The sequence below is a fragment of the Phycicoccus sp. Soil803 genome (assembly GCF_001429685.1).
In the GTDB taxonomy this organism is placed as follows: Bacteria; Actinomycetota; Actinomycetes; order Actinomycetales; family Dermatophilaceae; genus Pedococcus.
Genome location: NZ_LMST01000001.1, coordinates 1,014,479 through 1,035,566 on the forward strand (window position 1 = coordinate 1,014,479; position 21,088 = coordinate 1,035,566).

The window sequence follows — 21,088 nt, forward strand, 5'->3', positions numbered from 1 at the left end:
GCAACGCGTGACCGGCGGGGCACGGAGCCCCAGGGTTCAGAGCCTCGAAGCCGCAGCTTCGTCGACTCTGGCGTGTCGCCGGGCCGCGAGCCTAGCCTTGCACCATGCGCCGAGCACTCGGCCGGGGTCACGGGGTCCCAGAGAGTCCGGCCGTCGCGACGGCTCCGGACGACTCGGACCCGTTCGTGCGCCAGTACCGCTACCTGTTGCGCTCCGCCCCCGCCGACGCCCTCGAGAACGCGCACCGAGAGGCGATGCTGGAGCTCACGGCGCCACACCGCTCGGCCGTGCTCGACGCAGTCCGGACCGGCATGGCGTCGGGCGCACACCTGACTGTCGACGACACCTTCCGCCTGGCGCACCTCGTCGTCTTCGCCGAGAAGAAGTACCCCGGGCAGTTCCTGGCCGCATGTCCGCCCGAGGCGTTGCGCGCCTTGGCTGACCACGTGCTGCTGGCGGAGGCCTCCTTCGGGTTGTTGGGCGGGTACGCGGCCTGGGACGGTGCCGAACCGCCACCAGTGGACGACTCCGCCTGGGCCGGCGGCGGCTTCCGCAAGGAGAAGGGCGCCCTCGGCAACGGACGAGACCAGCTTCGCGTGGCCCGCGCTCAGCAGTGGCTGCCGTCCTGAGGCACGCGCGTCCCACCGGACGGGGAACGGGAATCGTCTCGACCCCGTCGACCTTGGGCCACGGTTGGGCAGGTCCTCACGCGCGTAGCTCAGCGCAAGAGCAGGTTGAGCCCGACTGTCAGCACGACCGAGAGAAGCACTGACACGAGGATCATCGTGAGGCAGCCTGCTGTGCCCCCGAGGGGCCGGACGTCCACGCTTCCAATACGCATGCGGCGTGTCTACCCCATACTCCTCCATCGACACGGTCTCCTCCATCGACTCGGTGCGGTCCGGTCAGCTGGCCAGGAAGGAGTGGACCTCGTCGACGAACACCCCGAACGCGGGCTCTGCGCCCTGCAGGATGTGGTTCTTGCTGTCCAGCCTGACCAGCCGGCTCCCGCGGACCATGGAATGCAGCTCCTCTGCCTCGGCGAAGGACCAGACCAGGTCGTCCGACGAGTGCATGATCAGGGTCGGCACGTCGAGGGTGCGGGCGGCCTCGGTGCAGTCGAGGTCTCCGAACGCGCGCCACAAGCGATAGGCGTTGCGAGCTGAGGCTGAGCGTCGCTGCAGCTCGTCGAAGGCACGCCAGCTCTCCAGCGGACCGTCGGGCAGGAACCGCGCGTCGTAGACCTGTCGGAAGCCCGGTTGGTCGCCGCCCCAGGACGTCTTGATCAGCTCCCCCAACGCCACCAGCTCGCGTCGCAGGCTGTCGTCCGCGCGAGCCCAGGTGGCCCGGGCACAGGTGCCGTAGACGATGACGTGAGATACGCGCTCGGGGTGGCGCGCGGCATACGTGATGGCTATCGGTCCGCCCTGGGAGATGCCGAGGAGCGGGAAGCGCTCCAGTGCCATCGCGTCGACGACGGTCTCGAGATCACGCACCCACGCCTCCAGCGTGAAGGAGTCGTCGGCCACCTCCCAGTCCGAGAGACCACAACCGCGCTCGTCGTAACGCACGAGGGTGTGTCGCTGCGAGAGCGCGCTCCACCACGGTTGCCAGATGGGGCTCTCCCAGTCGTGGTCGAGGTGGGTCAGCCAGTTCGACGCCTTCACCAAGGGCGGGCCAGATCCACTGACCGCGTAGGCGAGCCGCACGTCGTCTGGCGTATGACAGAAGCTGACCCGTTGGTCGGCGAGAGTCGCAGCCCGCGGAGACGCGACCGGCGCCGCCGGCCGCACGATCGGCGTCAGGGCAAGGTCCCGCACGGCGCTGGCTTCGGCGCTGGGTCCGATCCCCAGCTCACGCTCCAGCGCGTCGGTCAGCGCGGTGAAGTGGCGCAGCACCCCGGCACGGTCTCCGGCGTCCAGCAGCTCGCGCATCAGCGCCACTCGCGCCTCCTCGTCGACCGGGTCGAGGGCCACGAGCTCTGCGAACCGGCCGCTGCTCCGGAGCAGCTCGTGATGCCGCAGCTGAAGGCGCTGCCGGTGGTGGAAGGCCCAGTCCTCGTAGAGCTCGTGCGGCAGGAGGTCGCCTTGATACAGGTCGAGGGCGCGCTCCGCGCAGGACGCCCGCTCCTCGGGCGAGGACTGCGGGTCCAGAGCGGTCCGGGCCAGCCGCTCGAAGACGACTGCGTCGACCTCGACGTCCACCAGGTCCCCGGGGAACAGCGCCACGGTGCCGGCGGTGAACGTGACGCTCTCCGGTATGCCGATCGCGCGCCTGAGGTAGTGAGCCGCCGTGTGCAGCCGGTTGCCGACCGAGTCGAGCGAGGCGTCCGGCCACAGGGCCTCCACCACCACCTCGCGGTGGGCGCGTCGCCCGGGCGCCAGCGCGAGGTACTCGGCGAGGCGGATCGGGTCTCGACGACCCCGCGCGCCAGCGATGACCGCTCGCTCCCCGACGCGGACCACGACGTCACCCAGGAGCTGGACGTGGACCACGACCCGGTGTTCGGTGCTGGCCATGCGTTCGATCTTCCTGCCTGGTGCTCGGACCCGTCGAGTGGTGCGGGTGGTCCTCACCAAGGTATCGACGTCCCTTCCACAGACCTTCCGCGAACGCGGGCGGCCTGCGCGGAAGGGTTGCGAAAGGTCGGCTCCCTACCGTGCATCTCATCGAGAACGACTGGAGCACACCAGTTCCGCCGACGGAGTACGAGGTAGTCATGAGCACGTGGTCGAACCGGGCGCCCCTGGTGGGCGAACAGGCTTCGCTGTCCCGGACCATCACCAAGGAAGACATCGCGCTGTTCACCAGCCTGAGTGGCGATCGCAACCCACTCCACTACGACGAGGAAGCCGCGCGGCGCACTCCCTTCGGCGGCATCGTCGTCCAAGGGGGCGTGACGAGCGCGATCCTCAACGCCGTCGTCGCCGAACGACTGCCGGGGCCTGGCACGGTCTTCATGCAGACGAACCTTCGGTTCCTCGCGCCGGTCCGCCCCGGAGACACCATCACCGGCGAGGTCACCGTCACGGCTGTGCGGCACGACAAGCCGATCACCAGGCTGGACGTCCGCGTGATCCGCGACGACGCAGTGGTGGCCGTCGAGGGCGACGCCGTGTGCTGGACCATGGACCTGTCTGCCGCGCAGGGATGACGTCGAGCCTTCCGCTCTCAGCTGGTACGGCTGGTCCGGGTCAGCTGCACTTCACGAGGCCGAGGTCGGCCTTGAGGTCGAGCACCCGTGCGGCTGCCGCGTCCACCTGGTCGGCGAACGCCGGGCTGGCAGCCCGCTTCGCCGCGATCGCCTTGAGCATGACCGACGCCTGCGACGACCGAGCAGTCAGCACGATGTCGCCGCCGGCCGCGATGAACCGGGTCGCCCGCTGACCGACCGGGACCGCCGAGACCGCCCTGGCCGCGCCCACGTCGTCGGTGATGACCACGCCCTTGAATCCCATGGTGTCGCGCAGCAGCCCGGTGACGATGGCCTTGGAGAACATCGCCTGGTGGTCCGCGTCGAGCTTCGGGTAGTAGGCCGAGGAGACCATCACGAGAGGTGCGCCCGCCGCGATCCCGGCGGCGAACGGCGCGAGGTAGGGGTCGTCGGCGTCAGCCGTCCGGTCGGTGATCCCAGTGCTGCTGACGTCAGTGTTGCCGGTGATCCGGCCCAGGCCGGGGAAGTGCTTCACGGTCGGGGCGATGCCGGCGGCCAGGGTCCCGCGGACGAACGCCGCGGCATACGCAGCATTGGTCTTGGGCGAGCCGGGGGCGAAGTCGCGGCGGTAGCGGCCGATGGGCTGGTTCGCCGCCCCGAGCGAGGTGGGCACGGTGTCGCTGACCGGGGCGAGGTTGATGTTGACGCCGGCCTTCTTCAGCTCGCGCGACCACGTCTCGACGTTCTTCTCCTCGGTGGCGACGCCGGACTCGGCCTGGGTGCGCGCGGAGGGCATCCGGGTGAACCCCGCGCCTCGCAGCTGCTGCACCTGGCCACCCTCCTGGTCGGCAGCGATGAGCAGTCCGTCGGGGGCGGCGCCCTGGAGGCGGGCCGAGATGGTCGCCATGGAGGTCGCGCCGTTGGACCACCCGCCGAGGTAGATGACGCCACCGAGATCCTGCTTCTTCACCTGGGCGGCCAGGGTGCGCGAGCTGCCGGTGGGCTGGAGCCCGACCATCAGGAGCTGTCCGGCGCGCTGGGCCGGGGTCATCGCACTGGCCAGCTGCTCGCCGCACGTGGGCGCAGCGGTGGTCGTCGTCGAGCCGGAGGTCGACGAGCTCGGGCTCGAGGAGGAGGAGGAGGAGGACGAGGACGAGCTGCCGGACGAGGTGCTCGTGTCCGTGGCCGTCGAGGCAGCCCCCGGGGTGCCCGAGTCGCAGGCGGCCGTCGTGGTCAGGGCCAGCACTGCCAGTCCGGTCAGGAGGACGCGGGCGTGGCGGGCCGGGTGCTCAGTCACCGCCCGAACCTATCCCGCTGGCCCAGCTGCGACGAAACCGCGCCGGGCGCGCGCGGCTCCCTCTGGCAGGATCGCGGCATGGCCATTCCCGTCGTGCTCGACGTCGACACCGGCGTCGACGACGCGTGTGCGCTGCTCCTCGCGGCGCTGCACCCAGCCCTCGACCTGCGCGCCGTGACCTGTGTGGGCGGCAACGCCGCAGTGGACGCGGTGGTCGCCAACACCCTCACCGTCCTGGACGCCGCCGACCGGCGCGACGTGCCCGTCGCGAGGGGTGCCGACCGCCCGCTGCTGGAGGAGCCCGTCGACGCCCGGCACGTCCACGGGCAGGACGGCATGGGCGACCTCGACTGGCCCAAGTCGGAGCGGCAGCCCGACCCGCGGCACGCCGTGGAGCTCCTGCGCGACCTGCTCCTGGAGGCCGCCGAGGGTGACGTCGACCGCCGGATCACCCTCATCCCACTCGCACCGCTCACCAACATCTCCCTACTCCTGCGCACGTATCCCAGTGCTGCCAAGGGAATTCGCGAGATCGTCTTCATGGGCGGCGGGGCCGAGGTCGGCAACGCGACGGCGTCCGCGGAGTTCAACGTGTTCCACGACCCCGAGGCGGCTGCCGTGGTGCTCGACGCCAGTGCCGAGCTCGACATCCAGGTGACGATGTATGGCTTGGACGTCTTCTACGCCCCGCGGGTTGGTCAGGAGACCGCACGAATGTTGTCCGCCCCCGGGGGCCGCGACGCCGCAGACCTCGCCGGGCGGCTGATCGCGTTCCAGTGCGAGCGGTTCGGGACGGTCGACGCCACGATCGGGGACGCCGGCGCCGTCTGTGCAGTGCTCGAGCCGGCCGGGGTCCGCCGCGAACGCCTGCCGGTGCGGGTCGAGCTGGCCGGCACCTGGTCGCGAGGTCGCACGATCGTCGACCGCCGCGACTGGTCGGCCGGACTCCACCACGACCCGCACGGGCAGGCCCGGTCGACCATCGACGTCTGCCTCGAGGTCGACGCCCAGCGCTACGCGACCCTCTGGCTCGACACGGTCGGCGGGGGGATGCGCTGATGGGCCGGGTCGTGGTGCTGGGCTCGCTCAACGTCGACCTCGTGGCCGCCGTCGAGCGCCACCCCGGTCCGGGGGAGACGATCCTGGCCGACGGAGCGCTCGAGCGGTTCGCCGGCGGCAAGGGTGGCAACCAGGCCGTTGCTGCGGCCGCAGCGGGCGCGGACGTCGCCATGGTGGCCGCGGTCGGCGACGACGAGGGTGGGCGAGCCTACGTCGAGCGGCTCCGGTCCCGAGGGGTCGACGTCACTGCCGTGCGCACCACCAGCGCGCCGACCGGGCAGGCCTGGATCACGGTGGACGACGAGGGGGAGAACGCCATCGTCGTCATCCCCGGGGCCAACGGCCAGGTCGCTCCCGAGGGTCTGACCGACGCGCTGGCGGGTCTGGGCGCCGGTGACGTGCTCCTCCTCCAGCTCGAGGTGCCGGTGCGCACCGTCGCGGCCGCAGCCCGGCTCGCCCACGGCGCCGGAGCGCGGGTGGTCCTCAACGCCGCCCCGTATGCCGCCCTCCCGCACGATGTCGCGGCCCTCGCCGACCCGCTGGTGGTCAACGAGCACGAGGCACTCCAGCTCGCGGACAGCGACGCCCAGTCCACTTCGTTGCTGGTGACCTTCGGCGCCGCGGGCTGCAGCTGGGACGGCGAGCGGCACGACGGCATACCGGTCGACGCGGCTGACGTGGTCGACACCACCGGGGCCGGCGACGCGTTCTGCGGTGCCCTTGCTGCGGCGCTGGCACGCGGAGCGGACCGGCACGCGGCGATCAGGGCAGCGAGCCAGGCCGGGGCCGATGCGGTCCGGCACAGAGGCGCGCAGCTCGACCCCGAGCTCTAGCGACCTCGCGCCCCACCGGTTCGAGGTAAACCCGCCGGTGATCACCGGCGCGTTTACATCGAACCGGGTTAGAAGACCGAGACGTGCACGTGGTCGTAGTGGTTGGCCGTGGCGCTGCCGCGGTCCTCCATGCCCTGCCAGCTGCCGCCGGGGTACCAGATGCGCTGGCGCCAGATCAGGTACTTGATGTTGAGCTCGCCGGCGTGCGCCTGCAGGAAGCTGGCGATCTCGTTGCCCTCGGCCGTGCTGCACATGATGTCGACCGCGTGGCCGGTGCCGTGGTCGAGCGGGTCGCCGGGGCGGTAGCCACCGAACGGTCCGGAGCCGGGGAACTCCGCCTTCACGGCGTTGATCACGGCGATCGCGTTCGGGGTCATCCCGCCGACGTTGCCCAGCCCGACCCGAGAAGTGTTGCGGGAGATCCCGGTGTCCGTCCGGGCGCTCTTGGCGGCCGCGGTGGCCGTGGCCTTCGGCTTGGCGGCGGCCTTCGCGGTGAACCCGATGACGCCGTAGTCCGCGACCCGGGCGGGGGCCGACAGGGCCTCGGCGCGGGCGACCACGGGCTGCTGCTGCACCTGGGCAGCGGTCAGCTCGAAGGAGGCACCCGGCGCAGGGGCGGCGAACGCGGTGGCCACCCCGAGGGCCGACGCAGCCAGGCCCAGGCCCTTGACGGCCGAGCGGTGGCTCGGACGTCGCCACGCCCGGGACAGCAGGGTCGTGGGTCGGGGGCTGGTGCCACGGTGGCGGCCGGAACCGGTGGAGTGAGGGGAGGACATCGCCGCCGAGGATACGAGATGGTAACGGCGCAGGGCCAACTCCCGGCGATTCCGGGCACCGCTTGCCCCGGATTGCCTGCTTTTGCCTCCGGTTGCCCCGGTGGGGTCAGACCGGGTCAGGTCGGGTCAGGCCGGGTTGACGATCAGCGCGACCTGGTTGCTGCGGACCCGGGTGAGGACGACGGTCGCCTCCTGATGCCCCTTTGCCGGCAGCCGGAGCTGGCGCCGGAGCAGGTCGGCGTCGACGCTGACCCCGCGCTTCTTGATGGTCAGCCGGTCGATCCCGTGGTCGCGCAGCCAGCCACGCAGTGCCTTGACGTTGAAGGGCATCGCCTCGACCACGGCATACCGCCTGGCGAAGGGGACGTCGACGGACCGGCTCGACCCGACGTAACCGACCCCGGCATCGAGCTCGGCCCCGTCGGTCGCGGCGGTCAGGGCGCCGACGAGGCCGGCCCGGAGCACTGCTTTGTCGGGTTCGTAGAGCCAGCCGCCGAGGTCGGCGAGGTTCACCAGCGGTGGGGCATCGCCGTCCATGTCGGCCTCGGTGACCACCACCGCGGGACCGGTGGCGCGCAGCAGCGCCGCGCTGCGGCCCGCGGTCCGGACCAGGGGGCCCCACCAGACGGCGCACTCGACGACGTCGCCCTCCCACGAGGTCCACTGCGCCTCGGACCCAGCGGGCAGGGCGGCGTGCGGGAAGGCGGGGCTGAGCTTGGCCCCCGTCGCGGGGAGGGCCCGGGCGACCTCCTGCACGGTGGTCCAGCTCGGGGAGATCTCGGCCAGGTTGAAGATCCGCCGGGTCCGACCCGTGACGTCGGCGACGCCCGGGGTGCGGCGCGCCGGGTCGAGCCAGGCACCGACCCCGCGACCACCCTCGCCGGCCGGGGCGGTGAACTCCTCGACGACGCCCTGCTGCGCGGTCGAGTCGGGCCAGTGCCGCAGGTTGACCGCCGCGATGCCGGCCGTGAGCTCGTCGGCGTCGATCGCGCGGACCCGCAGGTCGAGCCCGGCCATCGCCATCGCGTCGGCGCCGATGCCGCAGCCGAGGTCGTGAACGGTGTGGATGCCGGCAGCCCGGTAGCGCTGGGCGTGCTGCGCGGCGACGCCGAGGCGAGTCGCCTGCTCCAGCCCGTCGGACGTCAGCACCATGCCGCGGGCGAACTCGCCGAACTTCTCGACGGCCCGCGCGCGCAGCCTGGCCTGGTTGAGCGCAGCCGCCACGAGGTCCGGGTCGAAGCCGGCGCCGCGAAGCCGTTGCTGCAGGGCCAGCGCGCCCGACTCCTCGTACGGGGGCAGCGACTGCAGCAGACCCCAGCCTTCGCCGGTGGTCAGCCGTCGCAGCAGGGCCAGGTCCATGTCGCGCATTGTTGCGTATGCCGCGCGCTGAGGTCGCGGGTCCCGGCACCCCGACCGGGGGCTGGGACCCGCGACCGCGGTCAGGCCCCCGGGGAGAGGGTGACCTGGCCGCGCGCCGTGTCGTGGGTGCAGGGGGCACCCGCGCAGGCGCTGACCGTCACCTCGCCCTGGGCCGGACCGGGTTGGAAAGCGCTCGGCCCGCTCATGACGAGGCTCCACGGGTGGGCGGCTCCGTCGCACACGCCGTCGACCGGAGAGGAGATGCCCTCGACGTCGGACCCCTGGGTCAGTGATCCGGAGATCGACACGGTCACCGCACCGCTGCCGGAGCACGAGTAGGTGCCGGTGAGTCGCGCGGCGCCGGCCTCCAGCGTGCCGACGGCATCGAGCGTGACTGCGTGCGTCAACTTCACTGGTGACCCCCCGGCCGTGTCTGGGACTCCGATGGAACCCTCATCCACTCAGACGCACGACAGGGCCTCTTGGTTGTGGCGAGTTCTCAGCGGGTGCGTCGCCACTCGTACGGGGTGGTCGTCGAGACCTTGACGAAGCCGGACCGCTCCAGGATCGGTCGGGAGAACTCGGTCGAGTCGCTGTTGATGTAGCGCTTGCCGTAGCCGATGGCCGACCGCGCCCGTGCCGCCGTGAGGGCGCGGTAGATGCCCTTCCCGCGGTACTCCGGTCGCGTCGCACCACCCCAGATCCCGGCGAAGTCGGTGTCCTCGACCGGTTCGAGCCGGCCGGCGCTGACCACGACGCCGTCGTGCTCGGCCACCCACATCTCCATGTCGTCGCGGGTGCGCAGCCGGTGCAGGAGCTGGATGACGTGCTCCTCGGCCTCCTCGGGGTCGTCCCCGAACACCTCGGACTGCATCGCGAGCATCGCGCGGACCTCGTCCTCGTCGGTGACCCGGCGCACCACGATCCCGTCGGGCAGGTCGATGTCGACGGCCAGGAGGCGGGCCTCGCCGATCATCACCGACTCGGGCTCGTCGGGGACGAAGCCGTGGGCGACCAGCGCCTCGTGCAGGCCGGGGGCGTGGTCGTGGCCGCGGGTCTTCCACTCGACCCGCTGGATCTCGGGCATCGCCTCGTAGTGGGCGAGCGCCTGCTCCACGAGCTGCCGGACCGAGTCCTCGTCAGCGGGTCGACCGTCGACGTCCAGGTTCTGGTAGGTGATGAAACCCCGGCCCCCCAGGTAGGTGGCGAGCACCAGCGGCCCGAGCCTGGGTGTGGTGAGGGCGGAGGAGAGCTCCTCGCGCAGCTGCTCGTCGTAGGCGCGGAGCAGGACCGCGGGGTCGCTCGTGGGGGTGGTCATGCGCCAGACACTGCCCGCTCGGGGGTGCTCGGCGCCACCGGATATGGCCTCCGCCGTCCGCCCACGGCGAACTCCCTGACCAGATCTGGCACTCGAGTTGACCGAGTGCTAACCACGAGCCTAGATTTGCATTGGCACTCCGGTTCGCCGAGTGCTAACGCAGCCAGCCGGTCGACCCCCGCGACGGCGACCGGATCGGCAGCACCCTGCACCACCACCACTGTCCAACTTCGACATTCCCGAAGGGGAGGTCCTCACCGTGTCGGTTTCCATCAAGCCGCTCGAAGACCGCATCGTCGTCAAGTCCGTCGAGGCCGAGCAGACCACCGCGTCTGGCCTCGTCATCCCGGACACCGCGAAGGAGAAGCCCCAGGAGGGCGAGGTCCTCGCGATCGGCCCGGGCCGCATCGACGACAACGGCAACCGCGTCCCGCTCGACGTCACCGTCGGCGACCGCGTGATCTACAGCAAGTACGGCGGCACCGAGATCAAGCACGGCGGCGAGGAGTACCTCATCCTCTCCGCTCGCGACATCCTCGCCATCGTCGGCTGAGCATCCGCACCTCGTGAGTGACGTGCCCTGTATGCCGGCTACGCGGCATACAGGGCACGTCGCGTTCAACCCGACAGACTAGAGAAGGACTTTCATGGCTAAGACGCTGGAGTTCAACGACTCCGCCCGCAAGTCGCTGGAGCGCGGCGTTGACGCGCTCGCGAACGCGGTCAAGGTGACGCTCGGCCCGAAGGGCCGCAACGTCGTCATCGACAAGAAGTGGGGCGCCCCCACGATCACCAACGACGGCGTGACCATCGCCCGGGAGATCGAGCTCGAGGACCCCTACGAGAACCTCGGCGCCCAGCTCGCGAAGGAGGTCGCCACCAAGACGAACGACGTCGCGGGTGACGGCACGACCACCGCGACCGTGCTCGCCCAGGCCATGGTCAAGGAGGGCCTGCGCAACGTTGCCGCGGGTGCCGCCCCGGCCAGCCTGAAGCGCGGCATCGACGCAGCAGTCCAGGCCGTCAACGCCCGGCTGCTCGAGACCGCCCGCGAGATCGAGGGCAAGGAAGAGATCGCCCAGGTCGCCGCACTGTCCGCCCAGGACGAGACGATCGGGTCGACCATCGCCGAGGCATTCGACAAGGTCGGCAAGGACGGCGTCATCACCGTCGAGGAGTCGTCGACGGCGACCACCGAGCTCGAGTTCACCGAGGGCATGCAGTTCGACAAGGGCTACATCTCGCCCTACTTCGTCTCCGACGCAGAGCGCATGGAGGCCGTGGTCGAGGACGCCTACATCCTCATCAACCAGGGCAAGATCTCGGCCATCGCCGACGTCCTGCCGGTGCTGGAGAAGGTCGTCAAGACCGGCAAGCCCCTGCTGATCATCGCCGAGGACATCGACGGCGAGGCGCTGTCGACCCTGGTGGTCAACAAGATCCGCGGCACGTTCAACGTGGTCGCGGTCAAGGCTCCCGGCTTCGGCGACCGTCGCAAGGCGATGCTCCAGGACATGGCGACCCTCACCGGTGGCCAGGTCATCTCCGAGGAGGTCGGCCTCAAGCTCGACCAGGCTGACCTCGAGGTGCTGGGCCAGGCCCGCCGCGTCGTCGTCACCAAGGACACCACCACGATCATCGACGGCGGCGGCAACTCCGACGACGTCACCGGCCGGGTCAACCAGATCAAGGCCGAGATCGAGCGCACCGACTCCGACTGGGACCGCGAGAAGCTCCAGGAGCGCCTCGCCAAGCTCGCCGGTGGCGTCTGCGTCATCAAGGTCGGTGCCCACACCGAGGTGGAGCTCAAGGAGAAGAAGCACCGCATCGAGGACGCCATCTCGGCGACCCGCGCGGCCATCGAGGAGGGCATCGTCGCCGGTGGCGGCTCCGCCCTCGTCCACGCTGCCACCGTCATCGACGACCTCGACCTCGAGGGCGACGAGGCGACCGGTGCGCTGATCGTCAAGAAGGCGTCGGCCGAGCCGCTGCGCTGGATCGCCGAGAACGCCGGCATGGAGGGCTACGTCGCCGTCTCCAAGGTGCGCGAGCTCACCCCGGGCAACGGCCTCAACGCCGCGACCGGCGAGTACGGCGACCTGATCAAGGCCGGCGTCATCGACCCGGTCAAGGTCACCCGCTCCGCGCTCGTCAACGCCGCCTCGATCGCGTCGATGGTGCTCACCACCGACACGCTCGTCGTGGAGAAGAAGGAAGACGAGACCGAGTCCGCCGGTGGCGGTCACGGCCACGGCCACGGTCACTGACCCGGAGGCACACTCTCGTCGAAGGCCCGTCCCCGTTGTCGTCCAAAGACACGGGGGGCGGGCCTTCGCCGTGCCCGCCCGCGAACCGGCGGCCTACGATTTGATCAGCGCAGCGAAGCGCAGGGTGGCGCAGAACGAAGGTGGCCATGGCGGACCGGTTCGCCGAACCTCCCAGCTTCGACGAGTACGTCGTCGCCCGGGGGGCCGACCTGCTGCGGACCGCCTGGCTGCTGGTGGGGGACGACCGGGGTGCCGAGGACCTCGTGCGCACGACGCTCGCGCGCAGCTGGCCGCAGTGGCGCCACCTGTCGCACGTCGGTGCGGGCTCGTACGACGCCGAGCTGCGGCGGGCGCTCGTGGAGACCTACCTGCGCCGGCGCCATGCCCGGGTCCGCCGGTCGGCCGAGCGCGTGGCCGACCCGCCGTCCCGCGCTGACGTGCTGGGTGCACTGGCCGAGCTGGGTCCGCGCGAGCGGGTGGCGCTGGTGCTGTGGACCTTCGACGGCCTCTCCGACGGACAGGTCGCCGCGGCGCTCGACGACGACGTCGCCGCGGCACGGCGACACCGGCTGCATGCCCTCGACACGGTCGGCGGCCGACTCAGCCTCGACGAAGACCGCCTCCGGGTGGTGCTCGACGCGCTGCCACCGCAGGACCCGTCCGTGGCCGGGCTCCTCGAGCAGACGCGACCGTATGCCGCCCGCTGGCGTGGCGTGCGCGGGTGGGCCCTGGGGGGAGTGGCCCTCGTGGCGGCCGTGGCCATCGGAGGCATCCTCGCGGGCGGAGACCCCGACCGGGTGGCCCCGCTCCCCACTCCGCAGCCGTCCGCGGTGACCTGCCGCGACTCCCTCGCGCCGCCGACCCCGCCGCAGGCCACCACCGAGCCGCTGAGTCGCACCGTGTCGGCCGTGCTGGTGTGCGCGCAGACCGACGAGGGCTCGGTCTGGTCCGGGTCGCTGCCGCCTGATGCGCCGGTCAGCGAGCCCCTCGCCGTGGACGCCCTGGTGTTGGCTCCTCGCACCTCCGGCACCGAGTGCCCGGACCTGCCCACGGGACCAGCCTTCCGGCTGGTGCTCCTGGGCACCGACGGCGCCGTGCGGACCTACGCCAACGAGGGTCTGGCGTGCAACGGCTGGCCGGCGCTGGCCAGCTACTACACGGCGCTGGCGGAGCAGGGCGCGGGAAGCGACATCCTGGGCGCGCCCGGCAGCCAGTTCCTCGGCTGCCCGACGGTGTTGGGCAAGTCGCTCGCCCCTCCAGGGTTGGCGCCGCCGAGCCTGCCCCGTGGGACGGTGCTCGAGGCCGCGACCGCCTGCCTGCACCCCCGGGCCGTGGCCACCGCCGTGCCGCGCTTCCGGCCGATCCGCACCAACGTCATGGGCGCACCCCAGCTGGCACAGCTCAATGCCGACCTCGCCCGGCGCGGGTCGAGGACGCAGGCGGGAAGCACCTGCACGGCCGGGACGTCGCTGTTCGTCGTCGAGGCGCGGCTGCAGAACGGACGGATGCTCGAGCTGAGCAGCAACTGCGCTGACGTCTTCTCGGTGGACTGGCAGTCGCGCGACAACTGGGCGGTCAGCACCCAGACCCGCGACATGCTCCGCGCGCTGCTCGTCGCCCAGTGATGCCGACGGGCCCGTCGCCCGGTGAGGCGGCGCTCAGCCGCCGGCGACGACGTGCAGTGACTCCCCGGCATACGTCACGACCTGGCCGGGGCGCACCTGCGCGCCTCGGCGCACCTCGACGGCGCCGTCGACGGCCACCTCGCCGAGCTCGATGACCGAGCGCGCCATCGCGCCGTCGTCGACCACGCCGGCCAGCTTGAGGAGCTGGCCGAGCCGGATGGACTCGTCGCGGATGGGGACGTCGACAGGGCTGCTCACGCAGTCGAGTCTAGGTCGGTCAGCTGGCGGCGTCGGTCAGCTGGCGGCGGGGACGGCGTGGCCGGCGTAGTACGCCTCACGCTCGTCCTCGGTCATCGCACCCCACACGCCGTAGGGCTCGCGGACGCGGAGGGCGTGCTCGCGACACTGCTTGAGGACCGGGCAGGCCAGACAGACTTCCTTGGCCTGCGAGTCGCGGGAGCGGCGGGCCGGGCCACGCTCACCCTCGGGGTGGAAGAAGACCTCTGGGTTGATCTGCCGACAGGACCCGTCGAGCTGCCATTCCCACAGGTCGGCTACGGGTCCTGGAAGCCGTGACAACTCAGCCATTGTCGTCCTCATCTCCCGCGGCACGATGCCGCACCTCTCGGACGCTACCGTCGCGTGACCTGCGGAAACAGGGCCGTAACGTAAGGGTTTGTTCAAGGCCGTTCACACCGGAGCGGGCCGTCCCAGATGGTGGACGGGCCAGTCGGCCCCGGTCGCGTGACTGGTCGTGACCCGGCTCGGTGGGGTCGTCCGGAGGGTCGTCGTGGGCGGTCGGTGGGGCCGGTTACGATTGGGCAATGAGCCTTGGTGTGGACCTCGACGACCGTCACCGCCTGGAGGAGTCCGCTCCTTCCGCTGCACCGGGTCCCGCCCCTGCCGCGGCCGCCGCTCCCGAGCCCGAGGAGCACGACCCGTTCGGCAAGCTCGGGCTCACCTACGACGACGTCCTGCTGCTCCCCGGCGAGACCGACGTGATCCCCTCCGACGTCGACACCACCGCCCGGCTGACGCGAGAGCTGTCGCTGCGCATCCCGCTGGTCTCGGCGGCGATGGACACCGTCACCGAGTCGCGGATGGCGATCGCCATGGCCCGCCAGGGTGGCATCGGCATCCTCCACCGCAACCTGTCGATCGAGGACCAGGCCTACCAGGTCGACCTGGTGAAGCGGACCCAGACCGGCATGATCAGCAACCCGGTGACGATCGGCCCCGACGCCACGCTCGAGGACCTCGACCGCCGGTGCGGCGAGTACCGCGTGTCCGGCCTGCCCGTCGTCGACGAGGGCGACCACCTGCTCGGCATGATCACCAACCGCGACCTGCGCTTCACCCCGGTCGCCGAGTGGGCCACCACCCTGGTGCGCGACGTGATGACCCCGATGCCGCTGGTCACGGGTCGGGTCGGCATCTCGCGCGAGGACGCCACCGCCCTGCTGCGCCAGCACAAGCGCGAGCGCCTGCCGCTGGTCGACGGCGAGGGGCGCCTGGCCGGGCTGATCACGGTCAAGGACTTCGTGAAGTCGGAGCAGTTCCCCCACGCCAGCAAGGACGACCACGGCCGGCTGCTCGTCGGTGCGGCCATCGGCTTCTTCGGCGACGCGTGGGAGCGGGCCACCACCCTGGTCGAGGCCGGGGTCGACGTCCTCGTCGCCGACACCGCCAACGGCCACGCCCGGCTGATGCTCGACATGGTCCGCCGCCTCAAGTCCGACCCGGCCACCCGCCACGTCCAGGTGATCGGCGGCAACGTCGCCACCCGTGCCGGTGCCCAGGCGCTCGTCGACGCGGGCGTCGACGCCGTCAAGGTCGGGGTCGGCCCGGGCTCGATCTGCACCACCCGCGTCGTCGCCGGGGTCGGTGTGCCACAGGTGACCGCCATCTACGACGCCTCGCTCGCCTGCCGCAAGGCCGGCGTCCCCGTCATCGGGGACGGCGGCCTCCAGTACTCCGGCGACATCGCCAAGGCGATCGTCGCGGGCGCCGACACCGTCATGCTCGGCTCCCTGCTCGCCGGCTGCGAGGAGTCGCCGGGCGAGCTCATCTTCGTCAACGGCAAGCAGTTCAAGTCCTACCGCGGCATGGGGTCGCTGGGGGCGATGGCCTCGCGCGGCAAGAAGTCGTTCTCGAAGGACCGCTACTTCCAGGCCGACGTCGCCAGCGACGACAAGATCGTGCCCGAGGGCATCGAGGGCCAGGTCGCCTACCGCGGCCCGCTCGGCAACGTCGTGCACCAGCTCGTCGGTGGCCTGGCGCAGTCGATGTTCTACGTCGGCGCACCGACCCTCCCCGAGCTCAAGGCCCGCGGGAGGTTCGTGCGGATCACCTCCGCGGGGCTCAAGGAGAGCCACCCGCACGACATCCAGATGACCGTCGAGGCGCCCAACTACAGCGGTCGCTGACCGCCCCGTCGCGTCCCTGCAGGACCACCGGTATGCCGCGTGGCCGGCCCGCCGCGCGCCGTGGTGACGGGCGTCTGCCCGGCGTCCAGAACGGCATACGCAATCTGGGTGAGTCGCCCCGCGGGTGCGCAACCTAGGGTTGCGACACGGACGTTCACGAGTCCGAGCAGGGGTCCCACTGAACGTCGTCGCTGACGGGCTGCGGTCGGTCGCGACGATCCAAAGACGTCCCGTCGCCGGTCGCCCCCCTCACCCGGCGACGGGGCGTCGTCCCGTGCCCGGGCCCTGCGCGGCGGACCCCGCGGTGGGCGGTGGCGTGGGCCGCGGGGTGGGCGGTGGCGCGTCGCACCGGTCGGCTGCCGATAGCCTTGCGCGGTGACTGAGATCGAAATCGGCCGAGGCAAGCGCGGTCGCCGCGCGTACTCCTTCGACGACATCGCCGTGGTGCCGTCGCGCCGCACCCGCGACCCCGAGGACGTGTCGGTGGGCTGGCAGATCGATGCCTACCACTTCGACATCCCCGTGATCGCGGCACCGATGGACTCGGTGATGTCGCCCGAGTCCGCGATCGCCCTCGGCCGGCTGGGTGGGTTGCCCGTGCTCGACCTCGAAGGGCTCTGGACCCGCTACGAGGACCCGACGCCACTGCTCGCCGAGATCGCCACGCTCGACCCGGCGCTGGCGACTGCGCGGATGCAGGAGATCTACGCCGCCGAGATCCAGCCCGAGCTCATCACCGAGCGGCTGCGCCAGGTGCGCGAGGCCGGTGTGACGGCGGCGGGGGCGCTCAGCCCGCAGCGCACGCAGCAGTTCTGGAAGACCGTCGTCGACGCGGGGGTCGACCTGTTCGTCATCCGTGGCACGACCGTCAGCGCCGAGCACGTGTCCGGGCGCGCCGAGCCGCTCAACCTCAAGCGGTTCATCTACGAGCTCGACGTGCCGGTCATCGTCGGTGGCGCCGCGTCCTACACGGCTGCCCTGCACCTCATGCGCACCGGTGCGGCCGGCGTGCTGGTCGGGTTCGGCGGGGGAGCGGCCCACACGACCCGTCGCACCCTGGGCATCCACGCCCCGATGGCCAGCGCCATCGCCGACGTCGCCGCTGCCCGCCGCGACTACCTCGACGAGTCCGGCGGCCGCTACGTCCACGTCATCGCCGACGGCGGCATGGGGGACAGCGGCGACATCGTCAAGGCCGTGGCCTGTGGGGCCGACGCCGTCATGCTGGGTGCGGCGCTCGCCCGGGCCACCGACGCGCCCGGTCGCGGGCTGCACTGGGGCTCCGAGGCACACCACCCCGAGCTGCCGCGCGGCGAGCGGGTCGAGGTCGGGGCGCTCGCGCCGCTCGAGCAGATCCTCTTCGGCCCCGGTCGCACGGCCGACGGCAAGAGCAACCTCATCGGTGCGCTGCGCCGGGCGATGGCCACGACCGGCTACTCCGACCTCAAGGAGTTCCAGCGGGTCGAGGTCGTCGTCGCTCCCTACCAGCGCAGCTGAGGACCCGTCTCCGCAGCCTGAGCACCCGGGGGGGCGCCCAGGTCGCAGGACGGGCGGTGTGGGCAAGGTCGCTAACTTACTACTGGTAAGAAGCGGTCGCCGGACCTAGGCTGCGAGGCATGGCCCACGATGTCGTCGCCGACCCCGAGACCGACCCCACCGCCACGTATGCCGTGGACCCGGCCCTGGTCCGACGGCTGGCCCGACGGGTGGTGGCGGCGCCCCGGGCCGGGCACCACGTCAGCCACACCCCGCTCACCGGAGCACCGCTCGGGTCGCTGCCGCTGTCGACCCGTGAGGACGTCGCCGTCGCGGTCGACGCCGCCCGCGCGGCCCAGCGCGAGTGGGCGCGCACGCCGATGGAGCTGCGTGAGCGGATCTTCCTGCGCTACCACGACCTCGTGCTCGAGCGGCAGGTCGAGCTGCTCGACATCGTGCAGCTGGAGTCGGGCAAGACCCGCCGCCAGGCGTTCGAGGAGGTCGCCGACGTCGCGATCGTGGCGCGGCACTACGCCCGCTCCGCCGCGGCATACCTGCGTCCGCGCCGTCGCGCGGGGCTGTTCCCGGTGCTGACGCAGAGCACGGTGCACCACCACGCCCGAGGGGTCGTCGGCATCGTCAGCCCCTGGAACTACCCCCTCTCGCTCGCGATCACCGACGCGATCCCGGCCCTGATGGCCGGCAACGCCGTCGTGCTGCGCCCGGACCTGCAAGCGTCGCTGACCGCCCTGCAGGCCGTGCAGCTGCTCACCGAGGCCGGGCTCCCCGAGTCGGTGCTGCAGGTCGTCCTGGGTGACGGGCCGTCGGTGGGGCAGGCGGTCGTCGACCTGACCGACTACGTCTGTTACACCGGCTCGACCGACACCGGGCGACGCGTCGCCACCTCGGTCGCCGGACGCCTGGTCGGCTACTCACTCGAGCTCGGCGGCAAGAACTCGATGTACGTCGCCGACGACGCGGACCTCGACAAGGCGGTCGAGGGTGCGGTGCGGGCCTGCTTCTCGTCGGCCGGCCAGCTGTGCATCTCGATCGAGCGGCTGCTCGTGCACGGAGCCGTGGCCGACGAGTTCACCCGGCGGTTCGTGGCCGCCGTCGATCAGCTGAGCCTCGGCGCGGAGCTGGCCTACGGCACCGACATGGGTTCGCTGGTCTCCGCCCACCAGCTGGAGCGCGTCGCAGCCCACGTCGACGACGCCCGCTCCAAGGGCGCGCGGGTGCTCACCGGTGGGCGCGCCCGCCCCGACGTCGGCCCGTACTTCTACGAGCCCACCGTCCTCGAGGGCGTGACCGCCGCGATGGCACTGCGTGACGACGAGACCTTCGGCCCGGTCGTCGCGATCTACCGCGTGCACAGCGACGAGGAGGCGATCCGCTTCGCCAACGACACCGACTACGGCCTCAACGCCGCGGTCTACACCCGCGACGTGGCCCGTGGCCGCCGGATCGCGAACGCCATCAAGGCCGGCACCGTCAACGTCAACGAGGGGTATGCCGCGGCGTGGGGGAGCGTCGCGGCCCCGATGGGTGGCATGAAGCAGTCCGGCGTGGGGCGGCGGCACGGCAGCGAGGGCATCCTCAAGTACACCGAGTCGCAGAACGTCACCGCGCAGTACCTCCTGCCCATCGCTCCGGTCGCCGGGATGAGCGAGGAGACCTATGCGCGCCTGATGACCGCCGCACTGCGGGTGCTCAAGTCCGTGGGGCGCGCGTGACGGGTGCGCCTCCGGGCGGCTCGGGCAGCGACTACGACGTCCTGGTCGTCGGGTCGGGGTTCGGCGGCTCGGTCACGGCGCTGCGGTTGGCCGAGAAGGGCTACCGCGTGCACGTCGTCGAGTCCGGCCGCCGGTTCCGCGACGAGGACTTCGCGAAGACCTCGTGGGACCTGCGCAGCTACCTGTGGGCGCCCAAGCTGAAATGCTTTGGCGTGCAACGGGTGCACCGCCTGCCCGACGTGATGATCCTGGCCGGGGCGGGCGTCGGTGGCGGCTCGCTCAACTACGCCAACACCCTCTACGTCCCGCCCGCGGCGTTCTTCGCCGACCGCCAGTGGGGTGACATCACCGACTGGCAGGCGGAGCTGGCGCCCCACTACGACACCGCCTCGACCATGCTCGGCGTCGTCACCAACCCCTGCGAGGGCGTCGTCGAGGACGTCATGCGCCAGACCGCCGAGGACCTCGGGGTCGGCGACACGTTCCGGAAGGCCCCGACCGGTGTCTTCTACGGCATGCCCGGCAAGCGCGTCCCCGACCCCTACTTCGGTGGCGCCGGCCCGGACCGCACCGGCTGCACCGAGTGCGGCAACTGCATGGTGGGCTGCCGGGTCGGCGCGAAGAACACCCTGGTCAAGAACTACCTGGCCCTCGCGGAGAAGCTCGGGGTCACCATCGAGCCGATGCGCACCGTCGTCCGCGTGGCCCCCCGGCGCAGTGGTGGGTATGCCGTGACGCACGAGGCGAGCGGCGCGTGGTTCCGGCGGGCGCGGCATACCGTCACCGCGGACCAGGTGGTGTTCGCGGCGGGGACGTGGGGCACCCAGAAGCTGCTGCACTCGATGCGGCAGACGGGCGTGCTGCCAGGGCTGTCGGCCCGGCTCGGCCACCTCACCCGGACCAACTCCGAAGCCGTCAACGGCGTGATGCTGGAGAAGGTCAAGCCGGGTCTGGACCTCTCTCACGGGGTCGCCATCACGTCGTCGTTCCACCCCGACGCCGACACCCACGTCGAGAACGTGCGGTACGGCAGGGGCTCCAACGCGATGGGCCTGCTCGCGACGATCCTGGTGCCGGGTGGCGAGCTGCCGCGGCCGGCCCAGTTCGTCGTCGAGGTGGTGCGGCACCCCGTGGTCTTCCTCCGGTCGCTCTCGCAGTACCGCTGGAGCGAGCGGACCGTCATCGGCCTGATCATGCAGTCGCGCGACAACTCCCTGCACGTGAACGGCACGAGCGGGCTCTTCGGCGGGCGAGGCCTGACCTCGCGGCAGGGCCACGGTGAGCCCAACCCGACCTACATCCCGGCCGGCCAGGAGGCGATGAAGGCACTGGCGGTGCGGCTCAGCGCGGCGACCGGGCTGAGGGCGTTCGCGGGCAGCAGCGTCAGCGAGATCGCCAACATCCCCTTGACCGCCCACTTCCTCGGTGGCGTGACGATCGGCTCGAGTCCCGAGCGCGGGGTGCTCGACCCCTACCAACGGGTCTGGGGCTACCCCGACCTGCACGTCGTCGACGGTTCGGCCGTCTCGGCGAACCTCGGCGTCAACCCCTCGCTGACCATCACGGCCCAGGCCGAGCGAGCCATGTCGCTGTGGCCGAACAAGGGGGAGGCCGACCCTCGTCCGGCTCAGGGTGCGGCCTACCGCCGGCTCGAGGCGGTCAAGGCCGGCCACCCGGCCGTCACGCGGTACACCCACGAGAGCGCCAGGGTCTGACCCCACCGCGAAAGGCGGTGGGCGACGCACGCCCCTGCGTTGCGTCGACC

19 protein-coding genes are annotated in these 21,088 nt (G+C 71.6%); 11 read left to right on the plus strand and 8 right to left on the minus strand.

Annotated features, from left to right (window positions below):
* The first annotated feature begins 104 nt into the window (after window positions 1–104).
* Window positions 105–629 carry a hypothetical protein gene (locus ASG95_RS04730; protein ID WP_056923059.1) on the plus strand — a complete coding sequence of 175 codons (525 nt, stop codon included), beginning with the start codon at window positions 105–107 and terminating at the stop codon, window positions 627–629.
* 276 nt (window positions 630–905) lie between these two features.
* Here the strand turns inward: ASG95_RS04730 and ASG95_RS20695 are convergent, their stop codons facing one another.
* Window positions 906–2,519, minus strand: coding sequence for an alpha/beta hydrolase (locus tag ASG95_RS20695; protein WP_082592333.1), 1,614 nt, complete (start codon window positions 2,517–2,519; stop codon window positions 906–908).
* Between the two features lie 200 nt (window positions 2,520–2,719).
* Between ASG95_RS20695 and ASG95_RS04740 the strand changes: the two genes are divergently transcribed.
* A complete protein-coding gene (locus ASG95_RS04740) occupies window positions 2,720–3,154 on the plus strand; it encodes a MaoC family dehydratase (RefSeq protein WP_057376738.1) in 435 nt (144 codons plus the stop codon).
* A gap of 40 nt (window positions 3,155–3,194) precedes the next feature.
* Here ASG95_RS04740 and ASG95_RS04745 read toward each other — a convergent pair whose 3' ends face one another.
* A complete protein-coding gene (locus tag ASG95_RS04745) occupies window positions 3,195–4,451 on the minus strand; it encodes a glycoside hydrolase family 3 N-terminal domain-containing protein (protein WP_235543386.1) in 1,257 nt (418 codons plus the stop codon).
* 78 nt (window positions 4,452–4,529) lie between these two features.
* Here ASG95_RS04745 and ASG95_RS04750 point away from each other — a divergent pair, with 78 nt between their 5' ends.
* The gene (locus ASG95_RS04750; protein WP_057376739.1) at window positions 4,530–5,510 is read left to right on the plus strand and encodes a nucleoside hydrolase; all 981 of its coding nucleotides are present in this window, start codon (window positions 4,530–4,532) and stop codon (window positions 5,508–5,510) included.
* Entirely contained in the window at window positions 5,510–6,343 is an 834-nt protein-coding gene (locus tag ASG95_RS04755) for a PfkB family carbohydrate kinase (RefSeq protein WP_057376740.1), read from the plus strand. Before ASG95_RS04750 ends, ASG95_RS04755 begins: the two co-directional genes overlap by 1 nt.
* Window positions 6,344–6,411: 68 nt before the next feature.
* On the opposite strand, the gene ASG95_RS21975 is transcribed toward ASG95_RS04755, so the two are convergent.
* From ASG95_RS21975 to ASG95_RS04775, 4 genes are all read right to left on the minus strand, one after another.
* Entirely contained in the window at window positions 6,412–7,119 is a 708-nt protein-coding gene (locus ASG95_RS21975) for a hypothetical protein (RefSeq protein ID WP_057376741.1), read from the minus strand.
* 126 nt (window positions 7,120–7,245) lie between these two features.
* Window positions 7,246–8,478, minus strand: a complete 1,233-nt coding sequence (locus tag ASG95_RS04765; RefSeq protein WP_057378727.1) for a hypothetical protein — start codon at window positions 8,476–8,478, stop codon at window positions 7,246–7,248.
* A gap of 80 nt (window positions 8,479–8,558) precedes the next feature.
* Window positions 8,559–8,891: a DUF6299 family protein gene (locus ASG95_RS04770; protein WP_057376742.1), complete on the minus strand. Its 333-nt coding sequence runs from the start codon at window positions 8,889–8,891 to the stop codon at window positions 8,559–8,561.
* A gap of 86 nt (window positions 8,892–8,977) precedes the next feature.
* Window positions 8,978–9,796, minus strand: a complete 819-nt coding sequence (locus tag ASG95_RS04775; protein ID WP_057376743.1) for a GNAT family N-acetyltransferase — start codon at window positions 9,794–9,796, stop codon at window positions 8,978–8,980.
* A gap of 259 nt (window positions 9,797–10,055) precedes the next feature.
* Here ASG95_RS04775 and groES point away from each other — a divergent pair, with 259 nt between their 5' ends.
* The 3 genes from groES (at window position 10,056) to ASG95_RS04790 (ending at window position 13,688) form a co-directional block, all read left to right on the plus strand.
* The gene (gene groES, locus ASG95_RS04780) at window positions 10,056–10,349 is read left to right on the plus strand and encodes a co-chaperone GroES (protein WP_056916628.1); all 294 of its coding nucleotides are present in this window, start codon (window positions 10,056–10,058) and stop codon (window positions 10,347–10,349) included.
* Window positions 10,350–10,443: 94 nt separating this feature from the next.
* A complete protein-coding gene (gene groL, locus ASG95_RS04785) occupies window positions 10,444–12,063 on the plus strand; it encodes a chaperonin GroEL (protein WP_056923052.1) in 1,620 nt (539 codons plus the stop codon).
* Between the two features lie 146 nt (window positions 12,064–12,209).
* Window positions 12,210–13,688: a hypothetical protein gene (locus ASG95_RS04790; protein WP_057376744.1), complete on the plus strand. Its 1,479-nt coding sequence runs from the start codon at window positions 12,210–12,212 to the stop codon at window positions 13,686–13,688.
* A gap of 33 nt (window positions 13,689–13,721) precedes the next feature.
* On the opposite strand, the gene ASG95_RS04795 is transcribed toward ASG95_RS04790, so the two are convergent.
* Both ASG95_RS04795 and ASG95_RS04800 read right to left on the minus strand, forming a co-directional pair.
* Complete coding sequence (locus tag ASG95_RS04795) at window positions 13,722–13,946, minus strand: RNA-binding S4 domain-containing protein (protein ID WP_056923050.1); 225 nt, start codon at window positions 13,944–13,946, stop codon at window positions 13,722–13,724.
* A gap of 36 nt (window positions 13,947–13,982) precedes the next feature.
* Window positions 13,983–14,276, minus strand: a complete 294-nt coding sequence (locus ASG95_RS04800) for a WhiB family transcriptional regulator (RefSeq protein ID WP_056923260.1) — start codon at window positions 14,274–14,276, stop codon at window positions 13,983–13,985.
* Window positions 14,277–14,512: 236 nt separating this feature from the next.
* Here ASG95_RS04800 and guaB point away from each other — a divergent pair, with 236 nt between their 5' ends.
* From guaB to ASG95_RS04820, 4 genes are all read left to right on the plus strand, one after another.
* The gene (guaB, locus tag ASG95_RS04805; protein ID WP_056923049.1) at window positions 14,513–16,114 is read left to right on the plus strand and encodes an IMP dehydrogenase; all 1,602 of its coding nucleotides are present in this window, start codon (window positions 14,513–14,515) and stop codon (window positions 16,112–16,114) included.
* A gap of 375 nt (window positions 16,115–16,489) precedes the next feature.
* Window positions 16,490–17,611, plus strand: coding sequence for a GuaB3 family IMP dehydrogenase-related protein (locus ASG95_RS04810; RefSeq protein WP_056923048.1), 1,122 nt, complete (start codon window positions 16,490–16,492; stop codon window positions 17,609–17,611).
* A 119-nt stretch (window positions 17,612–17,730) separates the two neighbouring features.
* On the plus strand, window positions 17,731–19,323 hold the full coding sequence (locus ASG95_RS04815; protein WP_056923047.1) for a succinic semialdehyde dehydrogenase: 1,593 nt from the start codon (window positions 17,731–17,733) through the stop codon (window positions 19,321–19,323).
* Complete coding sequence (locus ASG95_RS04820) at window positions 19,320–21,038, plus strand: GMC oxidoreductase (protein ID WP_056923046.1); 1,719 nt, start codon at window positions 19,320–19,322, stop codon at window positions 21,036–21,038. The genes ASG95_RS04815 and ASG95_RS04820 overlap by 4 nt, the downstream gene beginning before the upstream one ends.
* The last annotated feature ends 50 nt before the right edge of the window (window positions 21,039–21,088 follow it).